At 58.5% G+C, this 17211-nt stretch carries 16 protein-coding genes; 10 read left to right on the top strand and 6 right to left on the bottom strand.

Annotated elements, in window-relative coordinates:
* The first annotated feature begins 3 nt into the window (after window positions 1–3).
* From ccmD to C4S72_RS13255, 10 genes are all read left to right on the top strand, one after another.
* Complete coding sequence (ccmD, locus tag C4S72_RS13300) at window positions 4–183, top strand: heme exporter protein CcmD (protein WP_104003631.1); 180 nt, start codon at window positions 4–6, stop codon at window positions 181–183.
* Entirely contained in the window at window positions 180–641 is a 462-nt protein-coding gene (gene ccmE, locus C4S72_RS13295) for a cytochrome c maturation protein CcmE (RefSeq protein WP_104003630.1), read from the top strand. Before ccmD ends, ccmE begins: the two co-directional genes overlap by 4 nt.
* Entirely contained in the window at window positions 638–2599 is a 1962-nt protein-coding gene (locus C4S72_RS13290) for a heme lyase CcmF/NrfE family subunit (RefSeq protein ID WP_104003629.1), read from the top strand. Before ccmE ends, C4S72_RS13290 begins: the two co-directional genes overlap by 4 nt.
* A 14-nt stretch (window positions 2600–2613) precedes the next feature.
* Entirely contained in the window at window positions 2614–3150 is a 537-nt protein-coding gene (locus tag C4S72_RS13285; RefSeq protein WP_104003628.1) for a DsbE family thiol:disulfide interchange protein, read from the top strand.
* A complete protein-coding gene (locus C4S72_RS13280) occupies window positions 3147–3629 on the top strand; it encodes a cytochrome c-type biogenesis protein (protein WP_456085545.1) in 483 nt (160 codons plus the stop codon). The genes C4S72_RS13285 and C4S72_RS13280 overlap by 4 nt, the downstream gene beginning before the upstream one ends.
* Complete coding sequence (gene ccmI, locus C4S72_RS13275; RefSeq protein WP_104003627.1) at window positions 3626–4873, top strand: c-type cytochrome biogenesis protein CcmI; 1248 nt, start codon at window positions 3626–3628, stop codon at window positions 4871–4873. The genes C4S72_RS13280 and ccmI overlap by 4 nt, the downstream gene beginning before the upstream one ends.
* Before the next feature lie 56 nt (window positions 4874–4929).
* The gene (gene zipA / locus C4S72_RS13270) at window positions 4930–6435 is read left to right on the top strand and encodes a cell division protein ZipA (RefSeq protein WP_104003626.1); all 1506 of its coding nucleotides are present in this window, start codon (window positions 4930–4932) and stop codon (window positions 6433–6435) included.
* 91 nt (window positions 6436–6526) lie between these two features.
* Window positions 6527–8878 (top strand): NAD-dependent DNA ligase LigA, encoded by a 2352-nt coding sequence (gene ligA, locus C4S72_RS13265; RefSeq protein ID WP_104003625.1) that lies wholly within the window; start codon window positions 6527–6529, stop codon window positions 8876–8878.
* Entirely contained in the window at window positions 8875–9087 is a 213-nt protein-coding gene (locus tag C4S72_RS13260) for a YheU family protein (protein WP_104003624.1), read from the top strand. The genes ligA and C4S72_RS13260 overlap by 4 nt, the downstream gene beginning before the upstream one ends.
* A 37-nt stretch (window positions 9088–9124) precedes the next feature.
* Window positions 9125–9817, top strand: coding sequence for a DUF4126 domain-containing protein (locus C4S72_RS13255; protein ID WP_104003623.1), 693 nt, complete (start codon window positions 9125–9127; stop codon window positions 9815–9817).
* 205 nt (window positions 9818–10022) lie between these two features.
* Here the strand turns inward: C4S72_RS13255 and C4S72_RS13250 are convergent, their stop codons facing one another.
* The 6 genes from C4S72_RS13250 to C4S72_RS13225 all read right to left on the bottom strand — a co-directional run bounded on the left by C4S72_RS13250 (window position 10023) and on the right by C4S72_RS13225 (window position 17209).
* Entirely contained in the window at window positions 10023–10700 is a 678-nt protein-coding gene (locus C4S72_RS13250; RefSeq protein WP_104003622.1) for a CBS domain-containing protein, read from the bottom strand.
* Between the two features lie 41 nt (window positions 10701–10741).
* Window positions 10742–12730, bottom strand: coding sequence for a bifunctional tRNA (5-methylaminomethyl-2-thiouridine)(34)-methyltransferase MnmD/FAD-dependent 5-carboxymethylaminomethyl-2-thiouridine(34) oxidoreductase MnmC (gene mnmC / locus C4S72_RS13245; RefSeq protein ID WP_160115518.1), 1989 nt, complete (start codon window positions 12728–12730; stop codon window positions 10742–10744).
* Window positions 12731–12792: 62 nt separating this feature from the next.
* Window positions 12793–14046: a nucleotide sugar dehydrogenase gene (locus C4S72_RS13240; RefSeq protein WP_104003620.1), complete on the bottom strand. Its 1254-nt coding sequence runs from the start codon at window positions 14044–14046 to the stop codon at window positions 12793–12795.
* 46 nt (window positions 14047–14092) lie between these two features.
* Window positions 14093–15724 carry a glucose-6-phosphate isomerase gene (gene pgi / locus C4S72_RS13235; protein WP_104003619.1) on the bottom strand — a complete coding sequence of 544 codons (1632 nt, stop codon included), beginning with the start codon at window positions 15722–15724 and terminating at the stop codon, window positions 14093–14095.
* 51 nt (window positions 15725–15775) lie between these two features.
* Window positions 15776–16654, bottom strand: coding sequence for a UTP--glucose-1-phosphate uridylyltransferase GalU (gene galU / locus C4S72_RS13230; protein WP_104003618.1), 879 nt, complete (start codon window positions 16652–16654; stop codon window positions 15776–15778).
* A 174-nt stretch (window positions 16655–16828) separates the two neighbouring features.
* A complete protein-coding gene (locus C4S72_RS13225) occupies window positions 16829–17209 on the bottom strand; it encodes a Na+/H+ antiporter subunit G (RefSeq protein ID WP_104003617.1) in 381 nt (126 codons plus the stop codon).
* Window positions 17210–17211: the final 2 nt, after the last annotated feature.

Raw genomic sequence — 17211 nt, 5'->3', positions numbered from 1 at the left:
GATGTGAGCTTTAACTCTTTTTCCGAATTCCTGTCGATGGGCGGGCATGGGCTGTACGTCTGGCTCAGCTACGCCTTGGGTCTATCCGTCATTCTGCTTAACCTGGCAGCGCCCCTGATGGAGCGCAGTCGGTTGATCGCTCAGCTTAAACGCCGTTTACAGAGGGAGAACCAAAGTCCATGAACCCGAAGCGCAAGAAGCGGCTCTACATCGTGCTGTTCATCGTCTTCGGCGTTGCCGTCGCCGTTGGTCTGACTCTTTTCGCCCTGAATCAGAACATCAACCTGTTCTACTCGCCCACGCAGATCGCCACGGGCGAAGCGCCTACCGATACCCGTATCCGCGCCGGTGGCATGGTCGTCGACGGCAGTGTCAAACGTGCCGCAGACAGCCTTGATGTGATGTTCGAAATTACCGATTACGAGAAAACTGTGTCTGTTCACTACAGCGGCATACTGCCGGATCTGTTCCGCGAGGGACAGGGCATCGTTGCCCAGGGTGAGCTCGATAGCCAGGGCGTGTTCCAGGCGGTCGAGGTGCTCGCCAAGCATGATGAGAACTATATGCCGGCAGAAGTCGCCGAAGCGTTGGAAAAAGCCGGCAAGATGCCGATGCCCAGTGGTCAGGAGTTTAATAAATGATTCCTGAACTCGGTCAATATGCGCTCATTCTTTCACTGTGTATGTCGGTGTTGCTCGGCTTTGTGCCGCTGATCGGTGCTGCACGGAACAACGCCCTCTGGTGCGGTTTTGCACGACCGCTCGCGGTGGCTCTGTTCGGTTTTGTGCTGTTCAGCTTCCTGTGCCTAGCATGGGCGTTCTACAGCAACGACTTCTCCGTAGCCTATGTGGCCAGCAACTCCAACAGCGCCTTGCCCTGGTATTTCCGTCTGAGCGCTGTCTGGGGCGGTCATGAAGGCTCGCTGCTGCTCTGGCTGCTGATCCTCGCTGGCTGGACCGTGGCTGTTGCGATCAAGAGCGATAACCTGCCGGATGACATGCGCGCTCGCGTACTTGCCGTGATGGGGCTGATCGCCACCGGTTTTATACTGTTTGTGCTGTTTACCTCCAGTCCGTTCGAGCGTTACCTGCCGCAGATGCCGCAGGAAGGCGCTGATCTTAACCCCCTGCTGCAGGATTTCGGCCTGATTGTGCATCCGCCGATGCTGTACATGGGCTATGTGGGCTTCTCTGTTGCTTTCGCCTTTGCTATCGCGGCGCTGCTCAGCGGACGCCTGGATGCGGCCTGGGCACGCTGGTCGCGTCCCTGGACCAATATCGCCTGGGCTTTTCTGACCCTGGGTATCGCCCTGGGTAGCTGGTGGGCTTATTACGAGCTCGGCTGGGGCGGATGGTGGTTCTGGGATCCGGTGGAAAATGCTTCCCTGATGCCCTGGCTGGTGGGTACCGCACTGGTACATAGCCTTGCGGTTACCGAAAAGCGCGGCGTGTTCAAGAGCTGGACGGTGCTGCTGGCGATCTTTGCCTTCTCGCTGAGTCTGCTGGGGACTTTCCTCGTGCGCTCCGGCGTTCTGACCTCGGTGCACGCTTTCGCCTCCGACCCGGACCGCGGTTTCTTTATCCTGGCGCTGTTGGCTATCGCCATTGGCGGCTCGCTGCTGCTGTACGCCTTTAAGGCGTCACATGTGAAAAGCGAGTCCAGCTTCGGTTTTGTTTCGCGCGAGACGCTGCTGCTGGTTAACAACGTGCTGCTCACCGTTTCCTGCGCTACGGTGCTGCTGGGCACGCTTTACCCACTGCTTATCGATGCGCTGGGGCTGGGCAAGCTGTCGGTGGGGCCGCCGTACTTCAATGCGCTGTTCGTACCGCTGGGCTTGCTGCTGATGATCAGCCTCGGTGTCGGCACCCTGGTGCGCTGGAAGCAGACCTCAGGTGCACTGATGCTGCAGCAGCTCTGGCTGCCGGGTGTGCTGGCCTTGGTGGCGGGCGCCCTGTCAGTGGTATCGCTGCCGGAGTTCCCCGGAGTCTGGGTGTCGGTGGGTCTGGTTCTGGCCTGGTGGATTGTATTCACCGGACTGCGTGACCTGTTTAACCGTGTTCGCGCCAAGAGCAGCCCGTTTGGGGCGGTATTCAAGCAGTCCCGCGCCTACTACGGCATGATGTTCGCGCATGCGGGCGTTGCGGTACTGGTGGTCGGTGTGGCGCTGGTGTCCACTTTCAGTGAGCACAGCGATCTGCGCATGGAGCCGGGTGATCGTAAAGCCTTCAATGATTACGAGTTTGTGTTTGAGCGCATGGATAAGGTGGATGGACCTAACTTCCACTCCGATACCGGTGTGATCCAGGTGCTCTACAAGGGCAAACCCTATACCACCATGTACCCGGAAAAACGCCTCTACACCGCACGTAACAACGTGATGACCGAAGCGGCGATCGATCCCGGTCTGTTCCGTGATCTCTACGTGGCGCTGGGTGAGTCTCTGGATGGTGATGCCTGGGCAATCCGGGTGCAGTATAAGCCGTTCGTGCGCTGGATCTGGCTGGGCGGATTGCTGATGACCCTGGGTGGCATACTCGCGGCCACTGATCCTCGTTACCGTAAACAGGCCCGCCGCGATATGGCGGCACAGAGCGCTTAAAGAGGAAGATTGCTATGCGTCGTTATGTACTTTTTCTACCGCTGGCCATCTTTCTGGGCATCGGCTTTTTCCTTTGGCGAGGTCTCTCCATCGATCCGACGGAGCTGCCCTCTGCGCGGCTGAATCAGCCGTTCCCCGCGTTTGAGAAAGCCTCTCTGACGGCGCCGGAACAGACGCTGACGCCGGATGATTTCAAGGGCAAGGTGGCGCTGGTCAATATCTGGGCGACCTGGTGTCCGACCTGCAAGGAAGAACACGCTTTCCTTAACCAGTTGGCAAAGCAGGGCGTCACCATCTACGGCATCAACTACAAGGATGAGCCGGTCAAGGCGCGCGAGTGGCTGAAGCGCTATCTCGACCCCTATGACAAGGTGGTTCTGGACGAAGACGGTAAGCTGGGGCTGGATCTGGGTGTCTACGGAGCGCCGGAAACCTACGTGATCGATGCTGAAGGCGTGATCCGCTACCGCCACGTGGGCGCGGTTGATGCGCGGGTCTGGAAAGATCTTGAAGCGGTGATGGAGCAGGTCTCCAGCGGAGCGGGCGCATGACTCGAGTTATGCAGCGGCTCCTGTTCCTGTGCCTGATGTGGGCCGGTGCCGCCCATGCCACCATCGAAGCCTATGAATTTAACGACAAGGCCACCGAGGAGCGTTTTCAACAGCTGACCGCTGAACTGCGCTGCCCCAAGTGCCAGAACAACAATATCGCTGACTCCAATTCGCCGATTGCGTCCGACCTGCGCGGTGAGGTCTACCGCATGCTCAATGAAGGCGCTGGCGATGATGAAGTCGTGGACTTCATGGTTACCCGTTATGGCGAGTTTGTACTCTACAAGCCGCGGGTGAACGAGATGACCTGGCTGCTCTGGTACGGCCCCTTTGTTCTGCTCGGTATCGGCTTGCTGGTGGTGTTTTTCATCGCCCGTAGCCGGCGTCGCGGCAACGCGGCAGGTGGCGAGGGGAATAATCTGGCTCCCGAGGAGCGGGCGCGGCTGGAGCAACTGCTGGAACAGGATAAGAAACAATGATCGCACTCTGGAGCGGCATTGCGCTGCTGACCCTTGTCGCTGTGGCTTTCGTGTTCTGGCCGCTGCTAAGGGCCCGTCGCGAAGCGGATCGCCTTGCCGAACAGGCCGACGACACCTCTGTTGATAGACAGCATCTTAATATCGAAATATACCGTGAGCGCCTGGCCGAGCTGGAAAACGAGCGTGACTCGGGCACCCTGGACGCTGAAAACTTCGAAGTACTCAAGCTGGAGCTGGAGCGTAATCTGCTGATCGATGCAGAAGAGCAGGCGCCGGAGCTCAAGCACCCGCGGCCGGGCGCTGCCCAGTTCACCACCGTGGTGTTGCTGGCGCTATTGATACCGGTGATCGCGTTTGGGCTCTATAACACGCTGGGACGCTCGGGAGATCTGGCGCTGGCGCTGAATCCTCCGCAGATGCCGACGCTGGAAGAGGCTGTTACCGAACTCGAGAAAGAGCTGCAGGCCAACCCGGATAATGCGGAGGGCTGGTACCTGCTGGCCACCACCTATGTGAACCAGGGCCGCTTCGACGAAGGGGTTGAGGCGTTTCGCCGCGTGGCCGAGATTCTGCCGGAAGATGCACCACAGTTCGCCGGAGTTCAGGGCCAGATCGCCCAGGCGCTCTATTTTCAGGCCGGCGGCAGCATGACGCCTGAGGTGCAGGCTCAGATCGACCGTACCCTTGAGCTTGATCCTGATGATATGGCCGCGCTGGGCCTGCTGGGCATCAACGCTTATGAAACCGGGGATTACCGCGCTGCGATTGAGTACTGGAGCCATGCCATGGAAAGCGCTCATGGTGAGGCAGTACAGTCGCTCAGGGCCGGGATCGAACAGGCGCAGCAACAACTGGCTGCAGCGGGAGAAGAGGTGCCTGAACTTAAGGCCCCGGCTAAAACATCGATCAGTGTCAGCGTCACTCTTTCCGATGAGCTGAAGGCACAGGTCTCACCTGATCAGGCGGTATTTATCTATGCCCGCCCGGTGGGTGGTCGTATGCCGCTGGCGGCGGTGCGCATACAGGTTTCCGATCTGCCGCTGGATGTCGTGCTTGATGACAGCATGGCGATGATGCCGGGTGCCGAACTATCCAGTGTTGATGCAGTCGAAGTGGGCGCACGGATCAGTGCTTCGGGTCAGGCCATTGCCCAGCCGGGCGATCTGGTCGGAAGCCAGTCACCGGTGGCAACCGGGGGCGACAGCGAGCGTGTCACGCTGGTGATCGATCAGGTAGTAGAGTAGTCTGTTACCCGGGAGAATAAGTTGAATTATAGACCGGACGGTAAAAGAGCCTAACCATGGAAATCAGTCTGCGCGAATGGCTTATCATTGGTGGGATCCTGGTAATAGCGCTGATCCTTTTTGATGGTTGGCGCCGGATTCGCGGCAATCGTAGCCGCATTCGTATGAACATCGATCGGTCGATGCAGCATGAAGACGAGGGTGAAGAATCGCCCCAGTCCAACCCTGAGTTGCCTAATGGTGGCGCGCGTAAAATCGCTGCCGAGGCAGCCAGTCAGCGTAAAGCCGAACCCAAGGAACGCCGTGAGCCTAGTTTTGGCGCTGGGTTTGATACTGATCTTGATACAGGTGCGCGTTCTGAGCCGGTAAGCGCGGAGTCAGACCGTATTCCTGATTGGCCAGAGCCCGAGATCGAACCTGAGCCGATGCCTGAGCCCAGGGCTAAATCCTGGGCGGAGCCCAAGCCCTCTAGTCGCAGCCAGTCCGCTCAGCAGCAAGACCTGTTAGCAGAGAACGAGCCTGAGCTCGACCCACTGTTCGATGATGTTCCCGTGGATCGCGATCGGGCGCCGCGCCGTGCCTATTCCGAGGCGGAGACTCGTGTCGATACAGTCGGAAAGTGGGATGAGCAGGATCAGTGGGATGAAATCGATGGCCAGGAAGCGGATTCCACGCCGGAGCCTGACAGCAGCCAAGCGGATACACCCTTGACCGCCAAGCGGGATGAGGACAGTTATTCCGAACCTGAGCCGTTAAGTCTGGATTTCGACCCCGAGCAGCCGATCCCCGTGTTAATGGACAGAGTGCGTCCGCGACATGATTCTGAGTCAGCGGCGGCCAGTCAGCGTAAGACAGCGCAAGAGCCTGTAGCTCAAAGATCAGAGCAACCGGTTGTTCAGAAGGTGGAAGATTCCAGCCGCCTGGGTTCGGCGCTTGATGAGGACGCCTACGAGAGCGTTGACGAGCATGAAATGGCAGCTCACCGGGCAGCAGAGTCGGTCTCGGATCTGAGTGATTCCGTGGAACCGGAGCAAGCCCGGGTTGAGCCTGCAGCGGATGAAAAAGAGCCTAAGGCCAGGGCTGCCGATAGTGATAAAAAGCGGCCCGCTCCAGAGATTACAGCCGATCCTGAAGAGATGCTGGTGATCTTTGTCGTTGCCCGCCAGGGCGAAACGCTGCCCGGCAAGGCGATTCATCGCATCGCTGAGGCCTGCGGTATGGAGATCGGGGCGATGGAGATCTATCATCGTCATGAGAACCCCAACGCTCAGGGCTCACTGCAGTTCAGCATGGCCAACGCGATTCAGCCGGGGACCTTCGACCTGGACAGCATTGATGAACTGGAGACACCCGCGGTGACCTTCTTTATGTCGATGCGGGATCCAGCCGACCCGATGTACGCCTATGAGTGTATGCTGGCAACGGCCGAAACCCTGGCTCGTCATCTTGAAGCGGAGATGCTCGATGGTGATCGCTCGGTCATGCGCCCGCAGACCAAGGAGCATTACCGCGAGCGGATTCGCGATTTTGAAATTCATAAACGGGTTCGGCGCGCACACTGATATCGCATATCGGTATAAATAGCGCGCCCGACTTAGCAGCACCCAGCCAGACAGCGAGTGTCTGGCTCCTTTCCAGAGATATCCCGAACCGATGAGTACCTCAGCCCCGGAGCGCATTCAGGCGCTGCGTGAACAGATCGATACCCATAATCACCGTTACTACGTTCTCGACGAGCCCAGCATCCCCGATGCCGAGTATGATCGCCTGTTCCGTGAGCTCAAGGCGCTGGAGGAGGAGCATCCCGAGCTGGTGACGCCGGATTCGCCGACCCAGCGCGTTGGTGCCAAACCCAAGGGCGGTTTTGCTGAAGTCACCCATGAGCTGCCGATGCTGTCGCTGGACAACGCCTTCAGTGAAGAGGAGTTGAGGGCGTTCGTTAAACGTATCGCTGACCGGCTCGACGGGGTCGATGGCTCGATGCTCAAGTTCGCCTGTGAGCCGAAGCTGGATGGTCTGGCGATCAGCCTGCTTTATGAAAACGGTCTCCTGGTGCGCGGCGCCACCCGCGGCGATGGCTACACCGGCGAAGATATCACCCTGAATGTGCGCACTATCGCCAATATCCCGCTGAAGCTTCGCGGCAGCGGCTGGCCGCAGCGGCTTGAGGTTCGTGGTGAGGTCTACATGCCCAAGGCAGGGTTTGAAGAGCTTAATGAGCGTGCCCGGGCGCGTGATGAGAAAACGTTCGTTAACCCGCGTAACGCGGCAGCGGGAAGTCTGCGTCAGCTAGATCCCAAGATCACCGCCCAGCGCCCGCTGGAGTTCTGTAGCTACAGTACCGGCATTGTCGAGGGCGGGGAACTGCCCGATAGTCATAGCGAAACTCTGCACCAGCTGCGCGAATGGGGTCTGAAAATCAACCCGGAGATGCGGCTGGTGACCGGTGCGGATGGTTGTCTCGATTACTACCGGGATATGGAGCAGAAGCGTGCAGGCCTGGCTTACGATATCGACGGTCTGGTGTTCAAGGTGGACAGCCGAGAGATCCAGCAGCAGTTGGGTTTTGTGGCGCGTGCGCCGCGTTGGGCGATTGCGCATAAATTTCCGGCTCAGGAAGAGATTACCCGCCTCAACGATGTCGAGTTTCAGGTGGGTCGTACCGGGGCGGTAACGCCGGTGGCGCGTCTTGAGCCTGTATTCGTGGGCGGTGTTACGGTGAGTAATGCCACACTGCATAACATGGATGAGATCGCTCGTCTGGATGTAAAGATCGGCGATTATGTCATGGTGCGCCGCGCCGGTGATGTGATTCCGCAGATCGTCAAGGTAGTCACCGACAAGCCGCGCGGCGAAAAGCCCGTGCATGTGCCCGAGCACTGTCCGGTATGTGGTTCCGATATTGAACGCACCCAGTTGATCAAGCATGGCAAGAGCGGTGCTCAGGTCAGCGAGGGCGCGATCTATCGTTGTGTTGGTCGCCTTTCCTGCGAAGCGCAGCTGAAGCAGGCGCTGTTTCACTTTGGCTCGCGCAAGGCGATGGATATCGATGGCCTGGGTGAGAAGAATATCGAACAACTGGTGGATCAGGAACTGGTGCGCTCTCCAGCTGATCTGTTCAGACTGACCGCCCGCGACCTGCTGCGGCTTGAGGGTTTTGCCCAGCTTTCCAGCGAGAACCTGATTGCTGCCATCGATCAGCGCCGCCAGATCAGTCTTGAACGCTTTATTTATGCTCTGGGTATTCCTGAGGTCGGCGAGGAAACAGCTCGAACACTGGCGAACAGCCTCGGCAGCCTGAGCAATATCCGCAAGGCGTTGCCGCAGGTGCTGGCAACGTTGAAGGATATCGGCCTCACCGTGGCCCATGAGATCCACAACTTCATGCAGGATGGACATAACCAGCAGGTGATCGATGATCTGCTGAGTCTGGGCGTTACGCCGAAAGAGTCTGGCCAGGTCAGTTCTGCGCTGGTGGGCAGCGTGGCCTTTGGTGCCTTGATCGATAGCCTGGGTATTTTCCGGGTAGGCCGAAAGGGGGCGGATAATCTGGCTGATCACTTTGGCAGCCTGCAGGCGTTGCTGGAGGCCAGTGAAGAGACGCTTGCAGCAGTAACGGGGCTTTCCACTCAGGCCCGGCAGAATGTGTTTGAGTACCTGCAAGTTGAGGAAAACCGTCGCAAGCTGGTCGATACGGAGCAGCAGCTGCGTGATTTCGGTATGCATTGGGAGTGTGAGCCGGAGGCGTCTGCTGAAGCCCTGCCACTGGAGGGTGAAACCTGGGTGCTGACCGGCGCCATGGAGCGGCTGACCCGCGATGAAGCCAAGCTACGCTTGCAGGCGCTGGGGGCCAAGGTAGCGGGTAGTGTCTCGGCGAAGACCTCGGCGCTGGTCGCCGGTGAGAAAGCGGGCTCGAAGCTGGCGAAAGCGGAGCAGCTGGGGATCCGTATCCTTAACGAAGCGCAGTTGATTGAGTTGCTGGAAGCCGAGGGGCAGGGCCTATGATCCTGCCCTGGAAAGAACTTTCAGAGGATGCCCTTAACGGGCTGATCGAAGAGTTTGTCACCCGCGACGGTACCGATTACGGTGAGCAGGAGACTCCGCTTGCGCGAAAGGTGGAGCAGGTGAAGGCAAAGCTGCGCTCAGGCGAGGTGGTGTTGCTGTTCAGTGAAAGTACAGGTGAATGTTCTATAGTGGCAAAAGAGCGGCTTTAAGTAGAGCCGCCTTCTGTTTAGCCTGAGGTACGACTGAATGGATCAACTTGACCAGATTACCAGCCTGATAGCACTCTCCATGGGAGTGGCCTGGGCCAGTGGTATTAACCTGTATGCGACCCTGCTGATGTTGGGTGTGCTCAACAATATGGGCCATATCGATCTGCCTCCGGGGTTGGAAATAGTCGGTGATCCGCTGGTGATCATGGCGGCGGGCCTGATGTACTGTGTCGAGTTCTTTGCTGACAAGGTGCCCGGCGTGGATACCGGTTGGGATACGCTGCATACGTTTATCCGCATTCCCGCCGGCGCGGCCTTGGCGGCTGGCGCTGTCGGTGATATCTCCCCTGTGGTCGGATTGGCGGCGGCTATCGTCGGAGGCTCGGTGGCGGCGGGCACTCATAGCCTTAAGGCCGGAACGCGGGTGATGATCAATACCTCGCCGGAGCCGGTGACCAACTGGACCGCCTCCTTCAGTGAGGACCTGATCGTACTGGGGGGGCTATGGACAGCCCTGAATCATCCCTGGTGGTTCCTGGCCGCTTTTGTCCTGTTTATTCTCTTTCTTATCTGGGTTCTGCCCAAGCTCTGGCGCGGTATCAAACGGGTATTCGGCTTTCTTGCGCGGTTATTTGGCGCTAAAGAGCCTGAGCCTGACATACCGGATTTCCGTCCCGGCGCGCAGCCCGCTAAACCTCAGGGGCTTCCCTCTTCTGATAGCAGGCGTTAAGGCGGGGACTGGTGATGCTTCCAGAAGCAGGTAACTCTGTCGAGATTGACGCTCTCTTCTGAACAGTCGCCTACAGCAGTCGCGCATCGCGCCTATCGTCTGTGCAGCTAAGGTGGGCGCGCCACCTTAAGGAATCGCGGCGGGGAGGCCGCTCCTGGCTGAAGCGGCTCGTCTTAAGTATCTGCTTGTCTTAAGTGCCTATAGTTCAGACTTTGCTGTCTACCCGGCCATTATTGATCAGCAGCCGCAGCAGGTCAGAGCGCGTGATAATGCCGACCACTTTTTCCTGCTCATCGATAACAGGAAGGGCACGCACCGAGTAGTTGACGAAGGTGTTCGCCAGTACGGACAACTCGGTATCCATGGATGCGACGATCATCTGACTCTGGTAAGCCGTGGACACAGGCTGAACCGAGTCCTTGCCCACTCGTTCAAGATCTGTATTTGAAATCAGCCCCAACGGGCGTGAATCGCTGTCGATAACGACCAGGTGATGAATACCGCGTTCCTGCATCTTCTGGTTGGCGCTGTAAAGTGTATCCTGCAGCCGGGTTGTGTAGACCGGCGCAGTCAGCAGCTGTTTGGCGCTGAGGCCGCTTTTTCGGCGTTCGGGGCCAACCAGGGAGCTTCTGCTATAAAGGGTCGGGCTTCCGCCGGCGCTGTTATCAGCCGATGCTTGGCGTGGTGGCGTTTGTTTGCCGGATTGCCGGCCCAGAAGAAAGGATTGTTCTAGTTCCCGCGCCTCGTCATGGGCGATGTCGTCGCTCGAGGGAAGGCTGCCCGACTCCTTGGGCTCCGTCAGGGTATCGACCCCTTTGGGTTTGAACTGGGAAGCTACAGGGGTCTGTATACGGTACCCCTGATCATAAACTACCAGTGCCATGTTTTACTCTCCCGCCTATGGGGCGCTGAATCTATATTCCTTTATATCGTCCCCTTCACTAATTTCTTGATAGTAAAGCGCACCGGGTTTAGTGCAGCACCTACTGCCTGGGTTACCGGCAGGGGGCTTCCTTCGATAAGGGCGGCAATAACCTGTGCACTAATTGGACAGCTAAGCAGCCCTTTAGATCCATGACCTGCGTTAACAAACAGGCCAGGCTGGTGCTGCATACCCGGTTCGAAAGTCCAGCGCGCATCATGTCGCAGGCGCTCGAAGCGTTGCAGGGTCCATTCAAGGTCGGGCACGGCACCAACGATAGGCATGTAATCCGGCGTGGTTGCGCGGAAAGCAACGCGGCCAGTAGCGGCGCCGAGATCAATGTTTTCTGCCAGGGGCGGTATGGCGCGGGCCAGTAGCTCATGGTTATGCTGCTGTTCCTCCTGTCGGACCTCCCTTGCAGGATCGTTGACCTTGAAGCTGGCGCCATAGCAGTACTGGCCATTCAGCGGCGGAGAGATATAACCCTCGCCGCAGACGACCGTGCGCAGGTCGTTCATGTTCTCTGGCTTGGGAGACTGAGTGGTTTGACCGCGAATTGGCTTGATCGGCAGGAAGGATAGGGGTTCCAGCTGAGCGGAGTCGGACGCGCTGCATACCACTACCACGGGAGCAGTGTACTCACCGTCGTTAATCTGCCAGCGTGACTGCATGGCGTCATAGACCAGCGATTCCACCTTGGTTTCGAAGTGGCAGTTGATCGCCGGATGCTGCAGTAACTGCTGACAGAGATGGCGTGGAGACGCCCATCCCCCCTCTGGGAAGTAGAGGCCGCCTGCACCCAGTGGCACGCCGGCAAGTTTAGCAGCCTGTTCGGCATCGACTGGATGTACCAGTTCGTCAGGATAGCGATCAGCTTCGAGTAGTTGCTGCTGACGTTTAAGCTCCTGGGGCGTTAGTGCCAGGCTCAAAAGACCACAGATGTCTCCCGTGTCTGGGTCTGCTTGGGCCAGGCGGCGCACCAGGGCGGCGCTGTAGTAAAGCCCCTGCTGGTGCAGCTCTCCCTGACGGGTCGGATCTTTCGGTAGCTTCAGATAGAGAGCGCCCTGGGGGTTGCCCGAGCCTTCGAGTGCAGCTTCCGGGTTACGTTCAAGAACATCGACCTGCCAGCCCCTGTTAGCCAGCACTGCGGCGGTGCATGCGCCTGCGATACCTGCGCCGATAATGATGGCGTGTTTCTCTCCCTGATGAGGTGTCGGCCTTGCCAGCCAGGGCGAATGGGATGCCTGTTGGGTTTCATGGGGCTCAAATCTGCCCACCAGCATATCTCGCTTGTGGCCAAAACCTGGTCGTTTCTCCACGTGGAAGCCGCTGCTAGCGAGGCCGCGGCGAACAATGCCGGCGGCGGTGAAGGTTCCGAAGGTTGTACCGGCAGCGGAATGGCGGGCGATCTCGGTAAACAGCCCGTCACTCCACATATCGGGGTTGCGCGAAGGGGCAAAGCCATCGAGGAACCATGCATCGACCTGGCCGTCGAACGCAGCCAGCATCTTTGCGGCATCACCAAACGCAAGGGTCAGGCTGATACGCCCATCGTCGAACTCCAGCGTATAAAAGCCCTCGGCGGCGGGTGGCCAGGCGGATACAAGCTGTGTGTTGGCCGCGCTGAATTGCGGCCAGTGTTCCAGTGCTATGCTCAGGTCCGCGCGGGAGAGAGGATACTTTTCGCAGGAGAAAAAATGCAGGCGGGCACTTTCAGGCGCTGTTTGCAACCAGAGCTTGCGGGCGCAGAGAAAGTTAAGCCCGGTACCGAAGCCCGTTTCGGCGATGCAGAAGTGTCCCCCCGGTGTTAACTGTTGCCAGCGGGACTGAAGCTGGTTGGCTGCGAGGAAAACATGTTCGGTTTCCGCCTGGCCGCCATCCTTGTTGAAGTAAATATCGTCAAACTGGACCGATACGGGAGTGTCATTCTGCCACTCAACCTGGGCTGGGGTGAGTTTGGTGCCGTCTATGGCTGTCTGCTTGTCACTCAAGGGGCTGTTCCGGTGTTGAAGAAGCCGCGTTTCCTGATGCGGATATACGCGGCTTGCTGGCGCTAGCGCCCCACGCCGTAATAGGTGAATCCCAGGTCGTGCAGCAACTGCGGGTCGTAAACGTTACGGCCATCGATGATCACCGGGTCTTTCATCAGGCGATGCAGCTCGGTGTAGTTCGGCGACCAGTACTCGGGCCAGGCGGTCAGCAGGAGCAGGGCATCCGCCTCGCTGACTGCGTCGTAGGGCTCGGCGCAGTATACCAGTTGATCACTTTCGCCGTAGTGGAAACGAAACTCCTCCAGCGCCTCGGGATCGTGCAGCTGGATAATCGCTCCCTGGGCGAGCAGGGCATCTACGGTCTTAAGGCTGGGGGCACCGTCGATATTGGTAACGCCGGGCTTGAAGGCCAGGCCCCAGATAGCGATGCGTCGACCCTTCAAGTCGCACTGGAAATGCTGCCAGAGTTTGCGGAACGGCAGCTCTTTATGCTGTTCGTTCTGGTTGAGTACGGTTTCCAGCAGTGTCGACCCCCGGGTCTTGCTGAGCAGGCCTGCCAGACCCTCGATATACTGGGTGAAATGCTGCCCGCCGAAGCCGCAACCCGGCGCAAGATAGTGAGGACCCACTCGCGGGTCAGTGCTCATACCGTCACGCACGGTCTCGATATCCACACCGACATGGTCTGCCAGTGTTGCAAGCTCGTTGATATAGCCAAGACGCAGAGCCAGCATGCCGGTGATCGCGAACTTGGTGAACTCGGCCTCGCGCCGGCTCATCATCCTCAGTTCGGTGCCTTCACGGGTGAACGGACGCATCAGCGCCGCAAACATGACCCGGGCCGCCTCGTGTTCGCAGCCAACCAGCAGCACGCCAGGGTGAGCGAACTGACGCATCGCCTGGCCTGCCTGCAGCATATCTGGCAGGTAGATGACGTGCTGATCCTTTTCGGCATCCAGTGCTGTCTGTAGTTGATCGCTGGCGCCACTGCCGAGGTTACTCTGGTTGATCACCAGAACCTGGCCGCTATGTACCGCCGCGATACGCGCGACAATTTCGCTAGCGGCTTCGAGCTCGCCGGGGCCGATGGCCAGCCAGTGAATATCGGCGGAGAAGGGGTCCACCTGTTCACCGGAAACCAGTCTGCCAGCTTCAATAGCCTGTTGCAGCTGCTCCATCAGGCCTGGCTCTGTGCGGTTACCACTTTCCGCCGGCGTCATATCTGAGCCAGCCTTGATCACATCGTTACCGAAACCGGCGAACTGAGCGGCCGCGATCCATCCGGCCAGCTCCTCTCCCCATACACAGATCTTCATAGCTATTCCTTAGGGTAAGTCCTTACAGTGCGGTCCGCAGGCTGATTCAGGGTGTTTGGCGCAGCGCAGTTATGCGCCCCAGCAGACCACGGGTGGCGCTATCAAGCGCGGCAGATGGATTCGGCTCATCAAGCTCATTGAGCATCGCTGTCGCCATCTTCTTGCCGAGTTCGACGCCCCACTGATCGAACGGGTTGATCTGCCAGATGACCGCCTGGGTGTAGACCTTGTGTTCATAGATGGCAATGAGCTGTCCCAGTGAATAGGGAGTAAGCTCATCGATCAGGATTACCGTGCTGGGCTGGTTGCCGCGATAGCGTTTCCAGGCTGGAGCGGCAGCTGCGGTTTCCTCATCCAGTGCCTTATCACCCAGAGCCAGTACCCGTGCCTGCGCCAGGCAGTTGGCCAGCGCCAGACGGTGCTGTTCCTGCAGTGTTTGGCTCTGCTCGGTATAGCGCTTGGCCGGTACGATGAAATCGCACATCACCGCTTCGGTGCCCTGGTGCAGCAGCTGGTAGAACGCGTGCTGGGCGTTGGGGCCTATCTCGCCCCAGAGAACAGGACAGGTTCTGTGTTCGGCGTCTGCCCCGTCAAGAGTGACGCTTTTACCGTTACTCTCCATCTCCAGCTGTTCCAGATAGGAGGGCAGGTGCGCCAGGCGTCCATCATAAGGCAGGATTGCATGGGCGTGGATATCCAGTAGATTGATATTCCAGATGCCCGCCAGAGCCAGCAGTACCGGAAGGTTCTGCTCGAACGGAGCCTCCTGGTAATGGGTATCGATGCTGTGGGCTCCTGCCAGCAGTTGGCGGAAGCCGTCCATACCTGTGGCGATGGCGATCGGCAGGCCGATTGCTGACCACATGGAGTAGCGCCCGCCGGTCCAGTCCCAGAACAGCAGTTGGTTTTGCTCGGGGATGCCCCACTCGCAGGCTTTTTCCGGTTTGGCGGTAATGCCGATAAAGTGGTGCCTCAATATGGTTTCCACCGCCAGGCCACTGGCGTCAATAAGCCACTGACGCGCCGTCGCCGCGTTAGCCAGCGTATCGATGGTGGTGAACGACTTTGACGAAAGTACGAAAAGTGTCGTGGCCGGATTTAGTCTGCTCAGCAGGCCTGAGAGCTGACTGCCGTCCATGGAGGAGACAAAGTGTAGATCGATTCCTTTTGAGGCATCGGGCTTGAACTCTTCCAGTGCGTGGCAGGTCATCAAAGGGCCCAGATCGGAGCCGCCAACGCCGATATTGACTACTGTGTCGATCGCTTCGCCGCTGTAACCGCGCCACTGACCCGAATGCAGGATGCCGACCAGCTGATCCATTTTTTCCAGGGTTTTCTGTACTCCGGCAACCACATCGGTACCGTCGACCTCAAGCGTTTTGCCTGCGGGGGTACGCAGTGCGGTATGCAGCGCGGCCCGGTCCTCGGTTGGGTTGACATGGGCGCCACCAATCAGGGCGTCGATTTTCTCTTTAAGGCCGCAGGCATCAGCCAGCGCGACGAGTTGATCAAGCGTTTCCGGTAGCAAGCGGTGACGGCTAAGATCCAGCAATATCCCATCGTGGCCGAATGATAAGGATTCGAAACGTTCAGAATCGCTTAGCAGTTCGCTCAGGTGTTGCTTCTTCAACACCTGCGCGGATTCGCGCAGGTGGCTCCAACAAGTTTCAGGGTTCACAGTATCTCCTTATGCCCCACTTTTAACTCTATCAGCCGGTGACCTGCTCAGTTAGACATCCAGTCCCTGAATAAAGGCTTTAAGTGCCTCGGCGGTTTCCGGGTGGCGCAGACCCAGGGCAACGTTAGCCTGGAGCAGGCCTGCCTTATTGCCGCAGTCATAGATTTTGCCGCGCATGTTGTAGGCTTCCAGCGGTGATTCTTCGGTCAATTCCAACAGGGCATCGGTGAGCTGAATCTCACCTCCGGCACCGGGCTTGGTGGTCTTGAGCAGCTCCATCACGCGGGCGGGAAGAATGTAGCGGCCGACGATCGCCAGGTTCGAAGGCGCATCGGCTACATCCGGCTTTTCCACCATTCCTTTGATCTCTGCGGAGGTACCTGCCTCGACGTTGGCACCGCCGCAATCGACGATACCATAGCGCTGCACCTGGTCCTCAGGGACCGATTCCACCATGATCTGACCCTTGCCTGTCTCAGCGTAACGCTTGGCCATGGCGGTAAGGTCGCGGTTCCCGTCAGGATTATCGATCACCATGTCCGGCAGGATTACAGCGAAATCGTCGTCACCGACCACATGGGAGGCGCAGAGTACCGCGTGACCCAGGCCGAGGGCTTGGGGCTGCCGTACGGAGACGATCTCTACATCATCGGGAATCGTATCGTTGACGGCTGCGCGCAGCTCGTGTTTGCCCTTGCGGGCCAGCTCATGCTCAAGTTCGTAGTGGTGGTCGAAATGGTCCTCGATCGCCTGTTTGCCGCTTCGGGTTACCAGAATGATCTCGCGAAAGCCTGCGGCGATGGCCTCTTCAACCACGTGCTGGATAACCGGCTTGTCGACAACGGTCAGCATCTCTTTCGGAATGGCTTTACTGGCGGGCAGAACGCGGGTTCCTAGTCCGGCAACGGGGATAACGACTTTCTTCAGCATGGTGCGGCAGTCCTTTCATAGCTCATTTCGATCTAACCATAACACAAAGCGATGACAGCCCGCACAAGCCCGTGGGAGGCGGGCTTCAGTGTCAGGTGCAGGGGACAGAATATGAGGATTACAGGGTGATTTTTGGCAGAGCTGAGCTTCGGGCTACTTCGGGTAGCCCGAAGCTCATTGGCTGCGGTCTTCGCTGAAAGAGGGCACCTGGCGCTCGCGGGCGGCTTCGGTCAGGCCTCTGCCATGGGTACGTTTAATGGATTTGACCCGATGATGCAGCGCGGTCTTCGCCAGCATATGAGCGCTTACTGGCGCGGTGATCAGCAGAAATAGCGTGATTAGCAGTTCATGTACCATCAGGCGTTGCTCAGCGGCGAAGAAGTAGATCATCGAGCCGATTAACAGCCCCGCCATTCCGAGAGTGGTGGCTTTGGTGGGGGCATGCAGGCGGGTGAAAAAATCGGGTAGCTTCAGCAGGCCGAAGGAGCCGAGCAGTACAAAGCTTCCCCCCATCAGCAGGAAGGCGGAGACGATCAGTTCAACAGTTGTGCTCATGG

The sequence above is a fragment of the Marinobacterium lutimaris genome (assembly GCF_900108065.1).
Classification (GTDB): Bacteria; Pseudomonadota; Gammaproteobacteria; order Pseudomonadales; family Balneatricaceae; genus Marinobacterium_D; species Marinobacterium_D lutimaris.
The sequence above is the reverse complement of the archived record's forward strand: the minus strand, read 5'-3'. Positions and strand labels throughout refer to the sequence as shown.